Below are 19,667 nucleotides of genomic sequence, written 5' to 3'. Positions count from 1 at the left end.
TTCATTTTAAATACTTGGCTCTCGAAACACCACAATAATATCAATATTCAGATTAAACATAGCCTTCTTAAAGGAAATGTGATGAATAAGAATCCTTCTGATGTAATCTTAGGCATGCTGTAAAAAAAACGTCCCCTATTGGGGACGCTCCAGCGTGAATTGCTCTCCTAGCTTCGCATAGTTGTTCCCAGCCAACCGACTTACTGGACGCAACTCCTTAGCAATCACATACGTATTTTGGTATGCTTCCTCGGACAAATGATACTGCACTACGCGTCCGATTAACAGATCACAGGCAGGTGAGTCCTCCTTGCCTCCCAACGGTATAACTTGTTCCAGAATACATTCCATGCGTATTTTCGCTTCTGCCACACCGGGAACTTCGATTTTTGTACTTTTGACCGGGGTAAGTCCTGCCAGTGCAACCTCACTCTCCTGCGGCAACAGACGGGAAGCCGTCACATTCACTGCTCCCACATTGTCCTCGTCTGTGATATGTACGACAAATGCCTTGTGCTCCATCGCATTACGTGCTGTATCTTTGGATACTCCATCGACACGTTGTACGGATACAGACAGCAGTGGCGGTTCAGAGGCTACGATGGAAAAATAACTGAACGGCGCACCATTCAGCACCCCTTCGCTGCTCAAAGTCGTTACAAAGGCTACCGGCCTTGGGATGATACTTCCGGTCAACAGCTTATAATTTTCACGCCCTGTAAGCGTATCAGGATTCAATGAAATCATTTTTCTCCCTCATTTCCGATCACAATCGCTATTCGACTGCACATCATCAAGTTTCGCCTGATAAGCAAATACACCATTAGCTAGCAACATGGATGACATCTCAGGCTTCCCTTTCAGTATCGCGTGAATGATACGAAATGTAAAGTTGGGGCCGGAAGATCTCCCTATTTTTCAATGATATTTCCTCGGCTATCGCGCACAGTAACCGTAATTCCCTCAGGTACAGCAATCGTAACATCAAGCTGCTGCTGAGTCTGCATAAAACGTGTCGGAATTTGACCCAGTAATACATACAATGTATCGCCGATTTGCTTGGTCTGGTATAAATCTTGTCCTTTTATTTCATCCTCTTTACCTGTGTATACATAACTTCCGAACACATGCACCTCCGGTGAGGTGGTTGCGTCAATTTTGACCGCATAAGGATCTTCTCCCTGTACAATCACCTTGGTCACTTCGGCAGGCAGTTTTTCATGCCAGTCTGGGAGAACCCTTGTTTCCTGAACCGAACTCATTATTTCTCTGACTTGCGGAGTGATCCCCAATGAACTGACCAAGGCAAATCCGATACAGCAAAAAACCAATACCGCCGTAATAAACATACTGAATAAATCATAACGAATGCGCTCACGCGTCCCTTTCCAAGCAGTATACATTAAAATTTCCAATCCCAGCAAAACAAAAACGACAGGCCACCAGGTTAACGCCTGGTCCAGAATGCCCGCTCCCCAAAACTTGGAGGCAAACGTTACGCCCCCCAGCAGGACAAGGAAAAGTCCCATTGACAGCCTTCCAACTTTCCACACCCCTGCCGGAGTGTTTGACGCTTTAGAGGAGCTATTTTTGTTAGATGATGTACCCAATATACCTGTGGCACCTCCTCCATCGCTATGAGGATGATGGACTCCCTTTAAGGGAGCCTCACTCTTTGAAAATTCAGTATCCATTCTATTGCTTCTCCTTTACTCGTTTAGATTTGGAATTCCCAATCATCATCCAAATACCACCGCCGATCAACAATAAGGACACGATAATCGTCCGTAGATACATGTCAACCAAATTATAAATCTCTCCGTTTGGAAATAGACGATCCAGAGTAGGAACTAGTACGTTGATTAAGATGTAATAGGCGCCCAGCAATAGTAATCCCAAGCCTACCCAGCGGTGATATTGTGCAAACATACCGATCACAGGTTTGTCGATCAGCGGCTCCCGTCCATAACGGCTTACTTGCTGCAATGCATCAAAAAAACTGTAAAACCAAACCACCGGAAGCAAGAATAAAAAGAGTGAAAGATGCAGCACATCCAGTACATAGATGCCTCCTAAAAACAAAAGCATGAGTTGGAGTCCACGCTTTTGCAAACCTATATACATATGTCCGGCACCGGGAAATACGGATAAAATGGTAGCCAGCATTTTACTTCGACGTCCCTCGATTCTTCCATGCTCCAGTTCCTCAAACAAAGTCCGGTCCTGAAGAATTTCTCCAGCTTGTTTGCGATGTACATGCTGCACCGCATCAAACATGCAATACAGCCAAATAATCGGCAACACGCCCGCAAAGGCCAAAAATCCGGATTCGTTAGTAATGCTAGTAATAAAGATAAGAATCGCACCAAAGCCAAAGAAGGACAGTAAAAAAGACAAACCACGCTGCATTAGCCCCAAATGAAGGTGTCCCAATCCAGGAATGAACGACAGCAAAATCGTAAAAAAGCGTTCATTCTCCGATCCTCTTTGAAAAGCAGGTGATCCTGCCAGACCATAGTGTCCTTGTTGATAATGGTTATTATAGCCCGGGCCATATCCCATTCCTGCTCCCGGTACATCCGTATCTGTGTGTGTTGCCCCCTCCGGTACCTCCCCTGTTAAACCAGCCTGTCCATAAGGTCCATTTTGCGAGTAAAAATCATATGGATTGAGCCCTGCATGAGGGGGGTATGGAGCAGCGACTGCACGAGGATCATAACGCAACAAGCTAATCATGATATGTAGCATGCTGAGTCCCCAAAAAAGGGCGGCAACAAACATACCGAATAATAAAGGCGATTCGTCTCTTACTACGAATGCAAGAAATAATCCTCCTGCCAGACATCCGAAAAACAAAATGGTGTATACAAACACATTGGCTTTTCGTGTCCAATAATAGTGTCCCACACCGGGAATAATGTTCAATAGAAATGCCAAGAGCTTGCTTCTTTCCGTATAAGGCATCGCTACACTTCCTTTCTATTTATGGGATTTTGATAAAGTTCCCAATTGAAGGTTGTTATTTTTGAGTTTTTCATCTCAGCCTTTATCCGATGATTTAGGGCTTTAATTTATCGAGCCAGGTTGTTGTAGCTCGCATGACCTCTTCACTGTAAGAAACGCGTTCTTTTGGAGGAATCGGCTTTCCGTCTGTTTGCGGCATCATTTTGTCAAAGGCTCCACTGGACAACAAGATCAACGTTAGGCTTGCGGCGACAACATAATGAAACACAGGTTTTTCAAACCAGCGGCGTTTTTTGAACATAACTTGACTCGGTTCAGCTTCTATCTCGGGAAGAACGGCCATTACCTGATCTGTGAAGCGCTCCGTATCCATCCAGGCAGAATAATCTTTTAAAGTTGACTCCAGTTGCTCCAGTGCAACAAGATATAACATCAGCGCCTGTTCGTCTTCCAGCAGTAGCTTTTCCAGCCGGGCAGATTCTTCTATCGTGCAAGTTCCTGCAATGTAAGCATGCCAGTCATTCGATTTCCCTTCAATCCACGGTTTATCTTGTTGGTCAGTCATTGCCATTCCTCCTCCTTCCAGTGATTTCGAATCCATAGCCGCGCCCGATAGAGTCTCGACTCTACTGTTTTTAAAGCTACCTGTGTCTCTTCTGCAATTTGATCGTAAGTTTTGCCCTGCATATAATAGGCTTGAATAATATCCCGATGTTGCTGGGGCAACTGGGCAATTTTTTGCGATAGTTCTACAGTTTGCTCCTCGCGGATGAGACGGGCCAGCACATCCTCATCCCGGGAAGGGAGCTGTACAAGGGATTGTGCCACGTCTATAAGCTCTGCGGGTCGTCTGTCCTGTTTGCGCTTAATATCCAGCGCTTTGTGGAGCGCAATTCGGCTCAGCCACGTTTTAAATCCTTCGTTCCGGTACTGGGGGAGAGACTTGTACACCTGAACGAACGCCTCCTGCGCGGCATCTTCGGCTTCCTTGCTGTCATGCAGTACCGAATAGGCGATATGAAATACATGCTTGCTGTACAGCTCTACGATCTCACGGAACGCCTGCCGGTCACCGGACCGTATTCGTTCAATGATTCTCTCTATATCAATGACGCTCTCCCCCTTCCCAATACTATAGACGCCAGGAAATTTCCTTCCCCTGCATATTTCGAAAAAAATATTTAAAAAAGGACACACCCTCCTGACGGAATGGTATGTCCTCTATCATTAAAGCCTATTTAGACCGATATATCAATTGCGTCCACCACCACGGAATCGCTGGGCGTATTCTTTGGCATCCTGTGCATTACGAACACGGTTTCGGCTCCACTCCAGCAAAATACGGTCTATATACCGGAAATGTACTTTCCCTGCAAATACCGCTTCCTTCAAAGCCAGCAAAATCAGCTCCTCGGGATACCGATCCTGATCCACCCAGCTGGTGATCGTCTCGTATTCCATCGGTGACAATGGGCGCCCGAATTCTTTCTCAAAAATCGTGAACAAATTTCGTTCTTCTGTAAGCGGGGATTCTGATATTCCATTCAGTAAATCCGGCTTTCCGGCAAACAAAATGTCATCTTCATCGTGCTGCTCATTACGCTCAGCGATCATACATTCTGCCAACTTACGGTACAGCCCCGTCAAATTGTAACGTTCGAATTGTACGGATGAGGTGCGGTCTTCCACGGAATCGATTCTCAAAAATCCTTCTTTCATGAGCTTACTGAAATAGAGTGCGATTTCGTTCGCAGTGCATCCAATACGTGACTGCAATTGTTCCCATGTCGGAAATTCATTACGTTCCGCTTGTTTAAAGGCAAGCAACTGCATCAGTAGCAGCATTTCACCATCCGTCAGCCGAAGTGTCCGATAATGCTTGAGCAGGGCGTAGGGAATCTGGACCATTCCGGCTTCCATAGCAAAGGCTACTCCCTCCGCCCATTCTGCCGCTGATGTCTTGTCGAATGATCCGGTCATCGGTTACGGATACAAACGATACAGCATACGTGGGAACGGGATCGTTTCACGTACATGATCGAGTCCACAAATCCATGCTACTGTACGCTCCAGGCCCAGTCCAAAGCCGGAATGCGGAACGGTACCATAGGTGCGCAGATCCATATACCATTGGTAGGCTTCACGAGCCAAGTTATGCTCGTTAAAACGTTCTTCCATCAATGCTGGATCATCAATCCGTTGGGAACCCCCGATAATTTCGCCGTAGCCTTCAGGAGCGATCATATCGGCACACAAAACAACCTCTGGACGGGTCGGGTCGGGTTTCATATAGAATGCCTTAATGTGAGTCGGCCAATGTGTAATGAACACAGGCTTGTTATATCTTTCAGCAATCGCCGTTTCATGAGGAGCACCAAAGTCTTCTCCCCATGGGATATCGAAACCTTCACCTTGAAGGAAGGCAATCACCTCATCATACGTAATACGTGGGAATTCGCCTTGAATTTGCTCCAGCTTCGAAACATCGCGTCCGATTGTTTCAAGCTCCTTCGCACAATTTTTCAGAACAGATTGCACGATATGACTTACAAACTGCTCCTGAACGCGCAAGGATTCTTCATGATCCACAAAAGCCATCTCAGGCTCGATCATCCAGAACTCAATCAGGTGACGACGTGTTTTAGACTTTTCCGCACGGAAAGTTGGACCAAAGGAATATACTTTGCCCAGCGCCATTGCCGCGGCTTCCATATACAACTGCCCGCTTTGTGTCAAATACGCATCTTCATCAAAATATTTAATGTGGAACAATTCTGTTGTGCCTTCTGCAGAGGAAGGAGTCAAAATGGGTGGGTCCACCTTCGTAAAGCCGTTGCCGTTAAAGAATTCCTGTACCGCACGGATAATTTCAGCCCGTACGATCAGAACAGCACGTTGCTTGGCGGAACGCAGCCACAAGTGACGATGATCCATCAGGAAATCTACACCATGCTCTTTGGGTGTAATCGGGTAGTTTTCGGTCAAATGAATAATTTCAATGCCTGTAACCGTTAATTCAAAGCCCGATTGGCTACGCGGTTCTTCACGCACCACTCCAGTAACGTAAAGGGAGCTCTCTTGAGTCAAGGATTTGGCGTCATTCCAAATATCCTCCGACACTTCGCTTTTCACGATAACCCCTTGAATATACCCGCTACCATCGCGCAGTTGCAGGAACTGAATTTTACCACTAGATCGTTTATTGTTTACCCAAGCGCCGATTGTAACCTTTTCCCCTACATGGCGGCCCACTTGGGCAATCGTACTTTTATTCGTCATGACCGTCTCTCTCCTCTTAACCGAAAATCAAACAGCCCTTCCCCCTGGGTCAGGCTGTTTGCTCTCGCTGTTTGGTGCATGCGGAACTCAAACGTAAGTCCGCATGCATAAAGTTTATACTTTCGAACCGAACTACTGAACCAGACGGAACGTGTCACGGGCAATAACCAGTTCTTCGTTCGTTGGAATGATCAGTACTTCAACCTTTGAATTTGCAGTTGTAATCCGGCGAGGCTCGCCAGAACGAATAGCATTCAACGATTCATCCAGCTCGATACCGAGGAATGTCAATTGCTCCAACACTCTCTTACGCAGAACGATGGAGTTCTCGCCTACACCTGCTGTAAATGCAATTACGTCTACCCCGTTCATTGCGGCAGCATACGATCCAATGTATTTGCGCAGACGGTATTCATACATTTCGAATGCCAATGTAGAATTAGCTTCGCCTTTTTCCATACCTTCTGTGATTTCACGCATGTCACTGCTGATACCGGAAATAGCTAAAAGTCCACTATGCTTGTTCAGCATGGAATTGACTTCATTGACAGTCAATTCTTCTTTGTTCATGACATAAGGTACGATTGCTGGGTCCAAATCACCACTACGAGTACCCATCATAAGACCTTCCAGTGGAGTCATACCCATGGAAGTATCAACAGACAAACCGCCTTGAACTGCTGTTACACTACCACCATTACCGATATGACAAGTGATAATCTTCAGGTCTTCCAAAGGACGACCAAGGAATTTGGCGGCTTCCTTACTTACAAAATCATGGGAAGTGCCATGGGCACCGTAACGACGAACCTTATACTTATTGTACAACACTCTTGGAATGGCGTACATATAAGCTTTTTCAGGCATGGTTTGATGGAACGAGGTATCAAATACCACAACCTGCGGTACATCTGGCATATTCAATTCAGCCGCTTTAATCCCCATCATGGAAGCAGGGTTATGCAGTGGTGCCAGGTCAAACAAGCGGCGGATTTCACTCTTCGCTTCAGGCGTTACAACTGCAGACTGTTTGAAGATTTCGCCTCCATGAACCACACGGTGGCCCACAGCCTGAATTTCACTAGTACTGGAGATTACACCATGTTCAGCATCTGTGAGTGCGTTTAGCACTTTACGGATGGCTGTAGTATGTTCCAAAATTTCGCTAACTTCGGTGTATTCTTCTTTATTGGTTGGCTTATGCGTAAGAATGGAGGAATCCATACCGATGCGCTCTACCAATCCTTTTGCCAGAACGGACTCGTCCGTCATATCATACAATTGGTATTTCAGGGAAGAACTCCCTGCATTGATTACGAGAATTTTCATATCCGGTCACCATCCTTGTCGTACTTAAAGAAGCCTTCGCCCGATTTCACGCCCAGATTACCTGCACGCACCATTTTCTTCAGTACGATGGACGGACGATATTTCAATTCGCCGAATTCACGGAACATACGCTCCAGAGCAGCCAAAACGGAATCTAGACCAAAGCGGTCAGCCATTTCCAAAGGACCGCTTTGGAAGCTATAGCCGATTCGCATAGCGTCATCGATATCTTCAGCGGAAGCCACGCCCTCTTGAAGTACATGGGCCGCTTCGTTAATCAGCAGACAGATAATCCGGCTTGTTACGAATCCAGGAGATTCATAAATCATGACTCCTTTTTTCTCCACTATTTCTTCCACGAACATTTTAGTGTGTTCAAATGTATCGTCCGAAGTTTTCAAACCACGAATAATTTCTACAAGATCAATACGGGATACTGGATAAATAAAGTGCATACCAATAACACGCTCAGGATACTTGGTCGAGCTAGCAAGCTCGGTCAGGCTCAGCGTGGATGTATTACTTGCAAGAATAATATTGCTTGGACACACATAGTCTAGCTCTTGGAACACTGCTTTCTTCTCGTCCAGATTCTCTGTAATAGTCTCAATGACCATATCGCAGCTGCCGAGCTCCGCCAAATGGATTACTTTTTGAATACGGGATAAGATCAATTTTTTCTCAGCTTGAGTAATTGCCCACTTTTCCAGTTGTTTGTCCAGACTCGTTTCAATCATATTGTAGGCGTAGTCTAGTTTCTCTGGTGTCTGCTCTACCAGCAGCACATCGATTCCTTTGGACGCGAGCATTTCAGAAATCCCCTGTCCCATGGTGCCGCCGCCGATGACGCCGATTTTTTTAAATTGCATGATTCTTTACTCCACCCTTTCCTGGTCACTCTCATATATTGTATCCTTCTTTGTCGAAAAATACATGTTTATGTCCCAATAGATAATAATATCTTAGCACGGACTAAAAGTAAAAAAAAATAACCAGCATAAAAAATTATGCTGGTAATAAAGCATTTTCACTAAATTGACATCTAAATTGATCTCCAGACAGAGTTTCTTCCTTCATCAGGATGTCAAGTGAGTTGTCGAACACAGGACGATGCTTTTCCAGCAACTCCAAAGTTCGGGTATGCAGGTCAGCCATAATCTCGCCATTTTCCCGCATAAGTTCTTCTTTGGTTACCATTTCCATGTTAATAATGCCAAGTGAAGTCAAACCGGAAGTCATCATCGTATGGACGATATTCAGCGCCTGCTCAAAATCATTACTTGAGCCGGTACTGCGACCGCCATAGTACATTTCTTCCGCCGTAGCCCCTGCGAGTGAGATCATGATCTGCTCCTCCAGGAACTGCTTGGTGTATAAATAATGCTCTTGCTGTGGATTGTGGCGCACATAGCCAAGCGCTTTCCCACGTGGGCTAAGTGCTACCTGGCTTACGCTACCGGGACGAACAATTTCGGCCATAATAGCATGTCCCAGTTCATGAATCGCTACACGTTTTTTCTCTTCCAACGTCGATTCTCGATCTGTCTTTTCACCCATCATTACTTTGTCAATTGCCATCGACAGATGCTTCTGCGCAATCATTTTCTGATCCTGTCTCATCGCATAGATTGCCGCTTCATTCATCACGCTCTCCAGCTGTGCGCCGGAAAACCCGTAAGATTCCTCAGCAATTTTGTCCAGATTCGCATCTTCCTGAATCGGTTTGTTTTTGGCATGAATTTTAAGAATATGAAGACGGCCCTTCTTGTCAGGCAAATCCACTTGAATATGACGGTCAAAACGTCCTGGACGCGTTAAGGCGCTGTCCAACATTTCTTTACGGTTTGTTGCTGCAATGATCAAAATCCGCGGTGTATCTGCCGAATAAATGCCATCCATTTCTGTCAGCAACTGATTCAAAGTCTGATCATATTCTCGTTGCTGTCCACCCTCACGTTTACCACCAATTACGTCGATCTCGTCAATAAAAATAATCGCATTTTCCTTCTTTTCCTTGGCTGCACGAGTACGTGCCTCCCGAAACAACTCACGGACACGACCCGCGCCAACACCAACGTACATTTCAACAAATTCACTACCTGAGGCTGCAACAAATACAGAATTAGTATAGTGTGCGGCTGCTTTCGCCATCAGTGTTTTCCCTGTTCCCGGAGGGCCTGTGAGTAGAACGCCTTTTAATGGACGGATACCAAACTTGGAAATTTCATCATGTCGATTCAAAAAGTCCAGGGCCTCACGCAACTCCTGTTTAGCGCTTTCCTGCCCACCGATTTCCTCAAAAGTCAGTTTGTCCGGACCATTTTTTTTGCGTTTACGTTCTTGCCCAGCACCTACGGCCAAGCCACCACGTGCATGCATGAGCATTAACAAGCCGCTGAGCATCACGCCAGCAACTAGAAGAGGGATAATATTCACCCCAATAAAAACGAGAAATATAATAGTCACCGGCACTATGCCGATTAATGTTTCCTTGATCCATCTAGGCATTAGGCCATACCCCCATTTGCTGAGATTGACGTGGCAATACGATAAATTTGGTCGCTTTCCCTTCGCTGAGTCGGATATAGACATTGTTCGAATCCATGTCGGTATCAGCTTTGATACCCGTCTTTTTCTTTTTCATCTGCTCAACTGTAGATGAAATTTGAGTATACTTTTTATTTTCCATCGCTTCGGCTACAGGAAACATAGCCTCAGACCACCATTGATTCAGTGCTGAATTGGAACGATCTTCAATATCCAGCTTAATGGTACGGCTGCCAATGATGGTTTGTCCTTTTTGCTTAACCACATCGACTAATCCGGCCACATCCGCCTGCGGTTTGAGATCTAGTTTCAATACAACCTGATCCTGTTTAATATCTATTTGAGCGCTTGTCACGCCTGGATATTGAGAAACCAGTTTTTCCAGAGGGCTTTGCATTGTAACCTGACGGTAAATGAACCATCCCCCAAATAGCAGCAAAGCTGCCAAAACTGCCGCCACAACGATAGGAACTGCACGCAATTTCAAACAACATCCTCCTCTCAAAATGTAAAACCCAGAAGAAACGGGACGAATGTCAACAAACAACCAAATTGCATGATCTTACACCGATCAGCAATTCTTTTTTCTATCATTTTTGTCTATCACTTATAAAATATAGTATATCATAACGTATATCTAATATCGAAGGCAATGTGTGGAGGAGTTGTGATGAGGCAAAATCTTTGGTTAAGGTGGAGGCGAGACGCTGAGCGTAGGATTTGATCTTACGATCGCTGTTGCCATCCGATTTTTCTCGATTATATTCTTAAATCCGGCGGCAATGGCGAACGCTCCTCTTCTCCAAATTCAAATCCTCCACTCCGTGCTGCCCGCCATAAAGATGAATTTGCCCTAGGAGAGAAGATGGATAGGTAAAGATGCTTCACTGGTTTTCAGCCCACTTTACGGCATAGCAAGACTAAAAGACGTAAATACGAATTTCATCGCATTTACGTCTTTTTCTTAAGCTTTCAATTATTTACTAGTCATTCATTCCACATCTGCTAATCCTCAACCAGCTAGTTATTGGGCAAAGTATATTTTACACCCGTCGCTACCCCATCTGAGAAACGATAAAAGCTGTAGTAATGATGACTTCCATCATCGTAAAACAACTGCCACACATATTCGCCATTGAACACACTCGGCTGAAGCCTTACAATTTTTACACCTGGAAGCTGCTGCTGAATTATTGCCGTCATTTTTTGCTCATCGACTCCATTCTTCAGCAGTTCGGTGTGAACACCGCTATTATCTGCGGCAGGTACGTTAGGTTGTCCTTCCACTTTTTGAAAAGGAACCCACACCATTATATTTTCATTCTGTGCATTTTTCCCTTGAACCACCCAATATACCTGATCCCACACAGACTTCCATGTTTGAGTCGTGCTAACCAGACCACCTGATTGCTTGGCCTTAATGATAGCGGCATTTTTCTCAGCCACCTGGTCTTGAGTAACATAGGAATAATACCAGAAAATGCTGACCAGGATCAGTATTACGGCCAAAATGGCGACCGCTATCCACTTTTTCTTATTTTTCAAACCCGTGCTTCCTCTCTAAGGGGATGTGACACCTGAATTAGCGCGACAGCAGCCCTTCAAAGGCGGCTTGTGCCTCATGTTTGATGCGTTCCTCGTCCATAGTCAGGCATTCGCCGTTTTTCACAACCTGACGACCGTCTACCCATACGTGAACCACGTCTTTGGCGCTTGCTGAGTATACCGCATGGGAAATAAGATCTGTACGTGGCAAGAAATGTGCCTGATTCAGATCCAGCGCGATAAAGTCAGCCTTGTTGCCTGCTGCCAACGCTCCTACTTCTTTTAAACCAATTGACTTTGCACCGTATTCTGTTGCCAGACGCAGCGCTTCACTCGCAGGAACTGCCGTAGGGTCACCAGATACACCCTTGTGAATAAGTGCTGCCAGACGCATTTCCTCGAACATATCCAGGTTATTATTACTGGCAGGACCATCCGTTCCGAGAGAAACGGTAACCCCTGCACGCAGCAATTCAGGCACTCTTGCCACACCACTTGCCAGCTTCAAGTTGCTACCTGGGTTGTGCGAAACCGCTACACCACGTTCAGCCAGTAAAGCTATTTCTTCGTCATTCAAATGAACGCCATGGGCAACAAGCGAAGGACGGGAGAAAAAGCCAAGCTTATCCAAGTGTGCAACTGGACGCAAACCGTAGTCACGTACGTTTTGCTCCACTTCGGCGATCGTCTCAGACATGTGCGTATGCAGCGGCAAATCCAGATCATGCGCAGCTTGTACGAATTTTTCAATAAACGCAGGTGGACAGGTGTATGGCGCATGCGGTGACATCATCGTTGTAATACGCCCGTCTGCTTTACCATGCCAGTTACGCGCAAAAGTCACGGCCTCAGCCAGCTTGATTCGCTGTTCTTCCTCCGAACATAGTCCAATTGCTCCACGCATCAGACTTGCACGAATACCTGACTCTTCAGCCACACGAGCCACCTCATCCATATGATCGTACATGTCCAGGAAGGTCGTTGTTCCACCTTTCAGCATTTCCAGCACAGACAACGACGTACCCCAGTACACGTCCGTAGATGTAAACTTGGCTTCCATAGGCCACATTTTTTCCTGAAGCCATACTTGAAGTGCCAAGTCATCTCCATGCCCACGCAGCAGAGACATCGCCGCATGACCATGAGTATTAATCAGACCAGGTAAAAACAAAAGCCCCTTACCATCGATCGCTTCCGTCTCTTCCTCACCCGAAGGCAAAGTCTCGCCAATGTAAGTAATGCGGCTATCTTCCACAATCATAAAACCATGGATTACCCCAGCTTCTGGTCCATTTACGGCAAAAGAGCCGTTTTTAATCATCCATTTATTCACTGTCATATTGTGTTTCTTCCTTTCCGTCCTCCAAATAATAAGCGAGGCTAAGCAAATCAGTTGTAAAGTCTGTGGCATGAATCCGAATGTTGGCCGGTGCCTTGAGAGTAGTCGGTGCAAAGTTCAGGATCGCTCCAATTCCGCTCTCAATAAGCCTGTCAGCCACGTGCTGTGCTTCAAAATCAGGTACGGTAATAATCCCGATTCGAATGTTTTTTTCTCTCACAGTCGCTTCCAGTTCATCCATCGGTTGCACGACCAATGTATTGATCTTGGTCCCTACCTTATCCGGAAACGCATCAAATACCGCTACAATCTTCATATTGTCTTTTAAATAAGCGTTATAATTCGAAAGGGCTTGCCCCAGATTACCCGCTCCGACCAATACTACATTAATTTGCTGATCGATTTTCAGGATATGGCGTATTTTCTCAATTAGATAAGAAACATCATAACCGATACCCTTCCGACCAAAATCTCCAAAATAGGCGAGATCTTTACGGATTTGGGCCGGGTTCAAATCTAGCCTCTGTCCCAACTCTTGAGAAGAGACCGTAGCCACCTCCCGTTTGTGAAGTGCATTCAGATAACGTAAATATACGGGTAACCTCCGTACGACAGCCTCTGAAATTTTATCTGATTTCATACTTGCTCCCCCTAATTGTAACGAACATACTTAGTGTCCGTCCGTTATGCCTCGGTCTCCGGGGCGGATTGGAGCCATTCGGCGATGCGGGGCACCATTTGCTCCGATGGCATATGCTCCATTTTTGGTCCCGGTAACGAGTACAAAAAGTGCTTTCCGTAATAGGATTCGATCACACGCGTATCGTAAACGATAACGACCCCGTGGTCGCTCGCTGTACGAACCAACCGACCAAATCCCTGTTTGAAGCGAATGACCGCTTGTGGTACAGACAGCTTCATAAATGGATTCTTCTTCTGCTGCTGGAGCAGCTCGCTTTTTGCCTCCAGCAACGGGTGATTCGGCGGTTGAAATGGCAAGCGAACAATGGCCAGACAAGTCAGAGCCTTCCCCGGAATATCGACGCCTTCCCAGAAGCTGCTGGTTCCCAGCAATACAGAAGCTTTGGCTTCCTGAAAACGGCGGGTTAGCTTGCTGCGACTCCCACTGTCCACACCTTGTCCCAGCACAGTAATTTCGCTGGATGCTAAGGCCTCTTTGAGCGGCTCATACACTTGCCGGAGCATCCGATAGGAAGTAAACAGAACGAGCATTCTCCCCCGCGTCGCCTGAGCAGTCGCTCCTAGAGAGCTAACGAGCATATCTACAAAGTGTGCATCTCCTACACTGCCCTTCACGCTTGGGAAATCCCGTGGAATGACCAGCAGCACCTGATCCCTGTAATTAAAGGGTGACGGGAGCTGCGAAGTCATCAGCCGCTCTTGATCTGCGGCTTCCTGCAAGCCGAGCTGATCGATCATGTACTGAAACGACTTATCTACCGATAAGGTAGCAGACGTCAGAATAATGCTTCTTTTTTTGTCAAAAAACATTTCTTTCAACTGGCGGCTCACATCGACGGGCACCGCATAAAATTGTAATGATTTACTGCGGAATTGCCCACTCGCTTCGAGCCAGTATACGGTTGTTTCATCATCGAGTCGCATAAAAAAGCGCAAATTTTCTCGAATCCCCGCCAGATCCTTGAGCAGACCCGTGATATCTGTAATAAGGCTATCCGCCGCATAATCGTCATGTTCTTCCTTGACGTCCAGCATCAGCTTGTCACCCTTGCGCAAAATTTCACTCATCGTTACATATAGCTGATTTTCCAAAGCCCCCGCCTGATCCCACTTTGCAGGCTTGGCTGAAGGTTTGAGACGGGAAGAAAACTGTCCTGTTTCACCTGGTGTCGCATCGCTTCGTTCTGGCAACATGCCAAACAGCTTGTCGCTTAGCAGGTCCCAAGTTTCCTTAACCTCTAACACGAGCGGATACATCTGATCGATGGTTGAGGCCCAATCCGTCGACTTCTCGTGCCCCGATTTCGCCAACTGTTGACGAAGTGAAGGCAGTTGTCCATTCTTGCTGTCTTTGAACAGTCGCGTCAGTGTATGCACGAGTGTGAAATATTTCATATGCATACCTAGGTGCTTACCAGCTACTTCCTCCAGGTGATGGGCTTCATCAATCACCAGATGTTCATAGCTCGGCAACAATTGGTGACTAGCTTTGACGTCTGTAAACAACTTAGAGTGATTCGTAATAACAACATCCGCTATCCCTGCTTCATGGCGTGCACGATGATAATAGCATTTGCGGAACCATGGGCAAGAACGACCAAGACAGGACTCTGAATCACTCGCCACCGTTTCCCAGAAATCTCCACCACGGTTGCTCAGATTCAGTTCTTCATCATCACCGGTTTCTGTTAGCGTCAACCAGACGATCATCTGAGCAGCTGTAATTAAATCTTCCTTCGGTGTCGCGAAGTCTCTTCTGTTTATTTTATGTTCAAACTTACGCAGACACAAATAATGTCCCCGACCCTTGAAAATAGCAGCCCGGAACGGAAACGGAATCACCTTGGTCAGCATAGGAATGTCACGCTCGCGTAATTGCTCCTGCAGGTTGATCGTATGTGTACTTACCATAACTCGCTGTCCTTTTTTCACACTGTGATACAGCGATGGGAGCAAATAGCCGAGGGACTTCCCTGTTCCTGTACCTGCTTCGATCAGCAGATGCTTGTCTTCACTCAGTGCCTGATTTACACCCTCAATCATCTGTATCTGCGCCTCGCGCTCCTCATATTGGCTCAAGGATGAACGCAAATTGTCCCGCACATCATCCATGTACTCCTCAAAGGAAACACCTGACAGTGGATTCGGGTCATCTTCTCTACGCGGAGCAGCTAGCTCCGTCCAATCTTCCACTTTTAGCGCAAGCTGACGAAAAAACTGATGCCCCTCCAGATCCTGAATAGGATCAAGCTCTTTCTCTTCACGCACCCCATCAAGAAACCATCCAAGGTCACTGTCTTCCTCTGCAAACAAATCGCTAAGCCGCTGTATGGTTATCAAAGGTAATGCTTGAAGCTCACCCAGACACTTTAAAAACACCTCAGCCGTAGCCAACGCGTCGCTGTCTGCTTGGTGAGGGCGATCATGCGCCAGCCCAAACTCAGAAGACACAAAACCCAACTGATACGAAGATAGCGATGGAAACATAATTTTCAGAAAATCCATTGTATCCAAGATTCTTCCGCTAAACGGCAAATATCCGCACCGATCCAGAGCGTTTTGCAAAAAATTAAAATCAAACGCCACATTATGACCGACCAGTACAACATCGTCCAGCATAGGCACGAGCTCCATCATCATTTCTTCAAGTGCAGGAGCATCCTTGACGTCATCGTCTGTAATTCCGGTCAACCCGGTGATAAAAGGGGGAATAGATCTGCCAGGGTTTACATAAGAGCTGTAAACACGGGAAATGCTGTTATCATGATCTATAATTGCAAGTCCGACTTGAATGATGTCATCCGCGGACTGGGTGCCTGTCGTTTCAAAATCCAATACCGCAAATTTCATTCGGGCTAATCCTTTCTTATGACACTTACAAAAATAATAACTCTGTATATTAGCATAGCAGAAGATCGCCTGTTTGGAAATTAAGACAGCCAAAAAAGACGATGCACACGCCGCCTGAGAGGTGGGCATGCATCGTCTTGCTCGGTGTCTGACAACTACATCCAGGTCATCATGGAGCTGTCGTATCGAAGCTTTTCGGTACCGGACAGACAGGCTTCCATATTGTGCAGCGGCTCGGGTAACGCAGGATCGAACTGATGTGCGAGAGCAAAACATTTTTGCGCCTCCTCTACGTCAGCCTGCTTTGCCAACAGACAGCCTAGCGCATTATAGATGACCGCCTTCAGTCCTGCCTGCTCAGTCAGGTCCAGCACCTTCTGAAAATGGCATACAGCCTCTGCTGGATCATCTAGTTGAAAATAGGCCATTCCCATATACATGCGACTCTGCCAGCTGTTCGGAAAATGCTGTAGTACCTGCTCAAATTGTTGGATCGCCTCAGGGTACATGAGTAATCGATAATACCCTTGCCCCCGATTAAAAGCTGGCAGCTCTTTTTCAGGCAGCTCCGTGTCAGACATATCGGTCTCCGCGGAAAACCCGGCCGCACGCAGGCAAACCATTTTTTCCTCAAAGGCCAGCCACTCATCCATAATTCCGTCACTCATTCTCCGCAGCAGACTCCAGTGCTGTAGCAGCTCCTGCCTGCGGGAGCCCTGGGCTGATGGGTAATGCTTCACGATATCATCTAACATGCTGTTCATTTCTGCGAATACATGCTGGAACATGTGCATCCCGCCCTTATGAAAGATGGATTAATACACTCACATTTTTCGCTTAAAAGACGGGTTTCATCCGCACTCCCATTCATTACATGATCGTCGCGTGTACTTCTTTGTTCATCGTTTGGGCTGGTTTATTATGTTCATCAACAAATACCACTGTTGGTTTGTATGTTTTGGCCTCTTCATTCGACATGGAAGCATAGGAAATAATAATGACTGTATCACCAGGCTGCACCAAACGGGCTGCCGCACCATTGAGACAGATTACGCCGCTCCCACGCGGTCCGGGGATAACATAGGTTTCCAGTCGAGCTCCATTGTTATTGTTTACAATTTGAACCTTTTCATTCTCCAACAAATCCGATGTCTCCATGAGATCTTCATCTATAGTGATACTCCCCACATAGTTCAGGTTAGCTTCCGTAACCGTAGCGCGGTGAATTTTGGATTTCATCATGGTTCTAAACATGGGAAAGCACCTCCGCCTTCTGTATTCTTATATTGTCAATCAGTCTGGTATTGCCAAATTTCACAGCCAGCGCTACGATGACGTCTTCCTGAACATCACATAGCCGCTGCTCGGGAAGAAGGGGCTCCAGACCGGGAAAAGTTAATATTTCAATGTAATCAATGTCTGCTAAAGGAGAGGAAGTAATGGTGGACTCCACCATTTGATGTAGCTCACGAATCGTAATTGTGTTTGTTACTATATCTTCGCTCACTTCTTGCACCTTACGCAGTGACTGAGACAGCACCAACGCCTGCTCGCGCTGTTCTGCACTTAAATACACATTACGGGAGCTGAGGGCCAAACCATCCGCCTCTCTGACGATGGGACAAGGTACGATAGTCACGTTCATATTGAGATCAGTCACCATCTGCTGGAGCACAGCAACCTGCTGCGCATCCTTCATTCCAAAGAAAGCCAAATCAGGACCTATCATGTTAAAAAGTTTGGCTACCACCGTAGTCACACCATCAAAATGGCCGGGACGGGAAGCACCGCACAAACGATCTGTCAAAGCGGATACACGAATTTTGGTTTGGGTTGGTTGTGGATACATTTCTGCTACAGTTGGTAAAAAAACAATATCCACGCCTTCACGCCGCGCTACCTCCAAATCACGAGCTTCATCGCGAGGATAGCTGTCTAGATCTTCATTCGGTCCAAATTGAATCGGATTTACGAAAATGCTAAGCACCACCGTATCCGCCATTTCACGCGCCTTGTGCATCAAGCTCGCATGCCCTTCATGCAGGTATCCCATTGTTGGTACAAAGCCGACTTTATGTTGCTGTAAAGAGGTACAACCGTGTACCTTTTTTGTCCCGCTTGTCCCAAGCTGCCGACGTTCAGCAATAATCTTGCGCAGCTGAGCCACTTCTCTTACAATGATCATGATCGTGATTCCACCTTTTCCTTAGCTTGTTCCTGTGTCTGTCCTTTTGCCTTACCATACAGGGATTCCACAACGCGGTCATCCGTGCTGAACACATGCTCCGCGGCCGGAAATGCCCGCCCTTTCACATCACTCACATACTGCTCAATGCTGCTGCGAATCAAGCCGCCTACATCGGCATAGGTTTTAACAAAGCGTTTGCTGAAATAAGGCGATGCGTACTGAATCAGATCGTGATAAACGAGTACCTGACCGTCACATCCACGTCCAGCACCAATTCCAATGGTTGGAATGGAAAGCTCTTTAGAAATCGCTGTTGCCACTTCCTCAGTTACCAGTTCCAATACAATGCCAAAAGCACCCGCCTGCTCCAGCGCCTTGGCGTCCGCCATTAACCGGCGTGCGTCCGCTTCGTCCTTGCCTTGAATGCGATAGCCGCCAATTTGATTAACCGATTGCGGAGTAAGCCCGATATGTCCCAATACAGGCACACCTGCCTGAACAGTTGCTTTTACAACATCAGCAATTTCAGCTCCGCCCTCCAATTTAACAGCATGCACATGTCCTTCCTGCATCAGACGGCGGATGCCCTGAAGACTTTCTGATACGCTGCTGTGATATGTCATAAAAGGCATGTCCGCTACGATAAATGTATGTTCCGCGCCTCTTGCGACTGCCCGGGAATGGTACACGATATCATCCAAGGTTACAGGGATGGTTGAATCGTAACCAAGAACTACGTTACCCAGCGAGTCACCCACGAGAATCATGTCAATTCCCGCCTCCTCGGCTATTTTAGCCGATGGATAATCATAGGCGGTCAGCATACTAAGCGGAATGCCCTCTTGCTTCATTTTTTTCATTTTCACAATATTCAGTGCTTGTTTTCCTGCCATTGTAAATGGCTCCCTTCCATCTTTTTTTGGC

Annotated in this window: 19 protein-coding genes; all 19 read right to left on the bottom strand. The window is 46.5% G+C overall.

The genetic code is table 11. The features are described from left to right. Positions 1-135 precede the first annotated feature (135 nt). The 19 genes from ACUYLD_RS07660 to panB all read right to left on the bottom strand — a co-directional run bounded on the left by ACUYLD_RS07660 (position 136) and on the right by panB (position 19,636). Positions 136-747 carry a flavin reductase family protein gene (locus ACUYLD_RS07660; RefSeq protein ID WP_061829175.1) on the bottom strand — a complete coding sequence of 204 codons (612 nt, stop codon included), beginning with the start codon at positions 745-747 and terminating at the stop codon, positions 136-138. Between the two features lie 164 nt (positions 748-911). Then, positions 912-1,694, bottom strand: a complete 783-nt coding sequence (locus ACUYLD_RS07655) for a hypothetical protein (RefSeq protein WP_069289805.1) — start codon at positions 1,692-1,694, stop codon at positions 912-914. 1 nt (position 1,695) lies between these two features. Next, entirely contained in the window at positions 1,696-2,964 is a 1,269-nt protein-coding gene (locus ACUYLD_RS07650) for a multi-tm2 domain protein (protein WP_322159815.1), read from the bottom strand. 94 nt (positions 2,965-3,058) lie between these two features. Then, entirely contained in the window at positions 3,059-3,529 is a 471-nt protein-coding gene (locus ACUYLD_RS07645; protein ID WP_061829178.1) for a hypothetical protein, read from the bottom strand. Then, positions 3,526-4,161, bottom strand: coding sequence for an RNA polymerase sigma factor (locus ACUYLD_RS07640; protein WP_069289807.1), 636 nt, complete (start codon positions 4,159-4,161; stop codon positions 3,526-3,528). Before ACUYLD_RS07640 ends, ACUYLD_RS07645 begins: the two co-directional genes overlap by 4 nt. Positions 4,162-4,215: 54 nt before the next feature. Further along, complete coding sequence (locus tag ACUYLD_RS07635) at positions 4,216-4,944, bottom strand: DnaD domain protein (RefSeq protein WP_446674709.1); 729 nt, start codon at positions 4,942-4,944, stop codon at positions 4,216-4,218. 3 nt (positions 4,945-4,947) lie between these two features. Continuing rightward, positions 4,948-6,243 (bottom strand): asparagine--tRNA ligase, encoded by a 1,296-nt coding sequence (gene asnS, locus ACUYLD_RS07630; RefSeq protein ID WP_446674708.1) that lies wholly within the window; start codon positions 6,241-6,243, stop codon positions 4,948-4,950. 132 nt (positions 6,244-6,375) lie between these two features. After that, positions 6,376-7,572 carry an acetate/propionate family kinase gene (locus ACUYLD_RS07625; protein ID WP_013310675.1) on the bottom strand — a complete coding sequence of 399 codons (1,197 nt, stop codon included), beginning with the start codon at positions 7,570-7,572 and terminating at the stop codon, positions 6,376-6,378. Next, positions 7,569-8,441 (bottom strand): 3-hydroxyacyl-CoA dehydrogenase family protein, encoded by an 873-nt coding sequence (locus ACUYLD_RS07620; protein WP_069289809.1) that lies wholly within the window; start codon positions 8,439-8,441, stop codon positions 7,569-7,571. Before ACUYLD_RS07620 ends, ACUYLD_RS07625 begins: the two co-directional genes overlap by 4 nt. Positions 8,442-8,577: 136 nt before the next feature. Continuing rightward, complete coding sequence (locus tag ACUYLD_RS07615) at positions 8,578-10,080, bottom strand: AAA family ATPase (protein ID WP_069289810.1); 1,503 nt, start codon at positions 10,078-10,080, stop codon at positions 8,578-8,580. Next, a complete protein-coding gene (locus tag ACUYLD_RS07610) occupies positions 10,073-10,606 on the bottom strand; it encodes a hypothetical protein (RefSeq protein WP_061829183.1) in 534 nt (177 codons plus the stop codon). Before ACUYLD_RS07610 ends, ACUYLD_RS07615 begins: the two co-directional genes overlap by 8 nt. A gap of 533 nt (positions 10,607-11,139) precedes the next feature. Further along, positions 11,140-11,664: a cell wall elongation regulator TseB-like domain-containing protein gene (locus ACUYLD_RS07605; protein WP_165177181.1), complete on the bottom strand. Its 525-nt coding sequence runs from the start codon at positions 11,662-11,664 to the stop codon at positions 11,140-11,142. Between the two features lie 37 nt (positions 11,665-11,701). After that, positions 11,702-13,003: an amidohydrolase gene (locus ACUYLD_RS07600; RefSeq protein ID WP_069289812.1), complete on the bottom strand. Its 1,302-nt coding sequence runs from the start codon at positions 13,001-13,003 to the stop codon at positions 11,702-11,704. Beyond that, positions 12,990-13,643: a redox-sensing transcriptional repressor Rex gene (locus ACUYLD_RS07595; protein ID WP_023989135.1), complete on the bottom strand. Its 654-nt coding sequence runs from the start codon at positions 13,641-13,643 to the stop codon at positions 12,990-12,992. The genes ACUYLD_RS07600 and ACUYLD_RS07595 overlap by 14 nt, the downstream gene beginning before the upstream one ends. Before the next feature lie 44 nt (positions 13,644-13,687). Next, entirely contained in the window at positions 13,688-16,555 is a 2,868-nt protein-coding gene (dinG, locus tag ACUYLD_RS07590; RefSeq protein WP_446674707.1) for an ATP-dependent DNA helicase DinG, read from the bottom strand. 155 nt (positions 16,556-16,710) lie between these two features. Beyond that, positions 16,711-17,343 carry a tetratricopeptide repeat protein gene (locus ACUYLD_RS07585; protein ID WP_061829188.1) on the bottom strand — a complete coding sequence of 211 codons (633 nt, stop codon included), beginning with the start codon at positions 17,341-17,343 and terminating at the stop codon, positions 16,711-16,713. A gap of 82 nt (positions 17,344-17,425) precedes the next feature. Then, entirely contained in the window at positions 17,426-17,809 is a 384-nt protein-coding gene (gene panD, locus ACUYLD_RS07580) for an aspartate 1-decarboxylase (RefSeq protein ID WP_013371641.1), read from the bottom strand. Next, positions 17,802-18,740: a pantoate--beta-alanine ligase gene (gene panC / locus ACUYLD_RS07575; RefSeq protein ID WP_446674706.1), complete on the bottom strand. Its 939-nt coding sequence runs from the start codon at positions 18,738-18,740 to the stop codon at positions 17,802-17,804. Before panC ends, panD begins: the two co-directional genes overlap by 8 nt. Further along, the gene (gene panB / locus ACUYLD_RS07570; RefSeq protein ID WP_322171488.1) at positions 18,737-19,636 is read right to left on the bottom strand and encodes a 3-methyl-2-oxobutanoate hydroxymethyltransferase; all 900 of its coding nucleotides are present in this window, start codon (positions 19,634-19,636) and stop codon (positions 18,737-18,739) included. Before panB ends, panC begins: the two co-directional genes overlap by 4 nt. Positions 19,637-19,667: the final 31 nt, after the last annotated feature.

This window comes from Paenibacillus sp. SER-28 (assembly GCF_052906305.1).
Note: the sequence above shows the minus strand (reverse complement) of the source record. Positions and strands in the feature narration are given on the sequence as shown.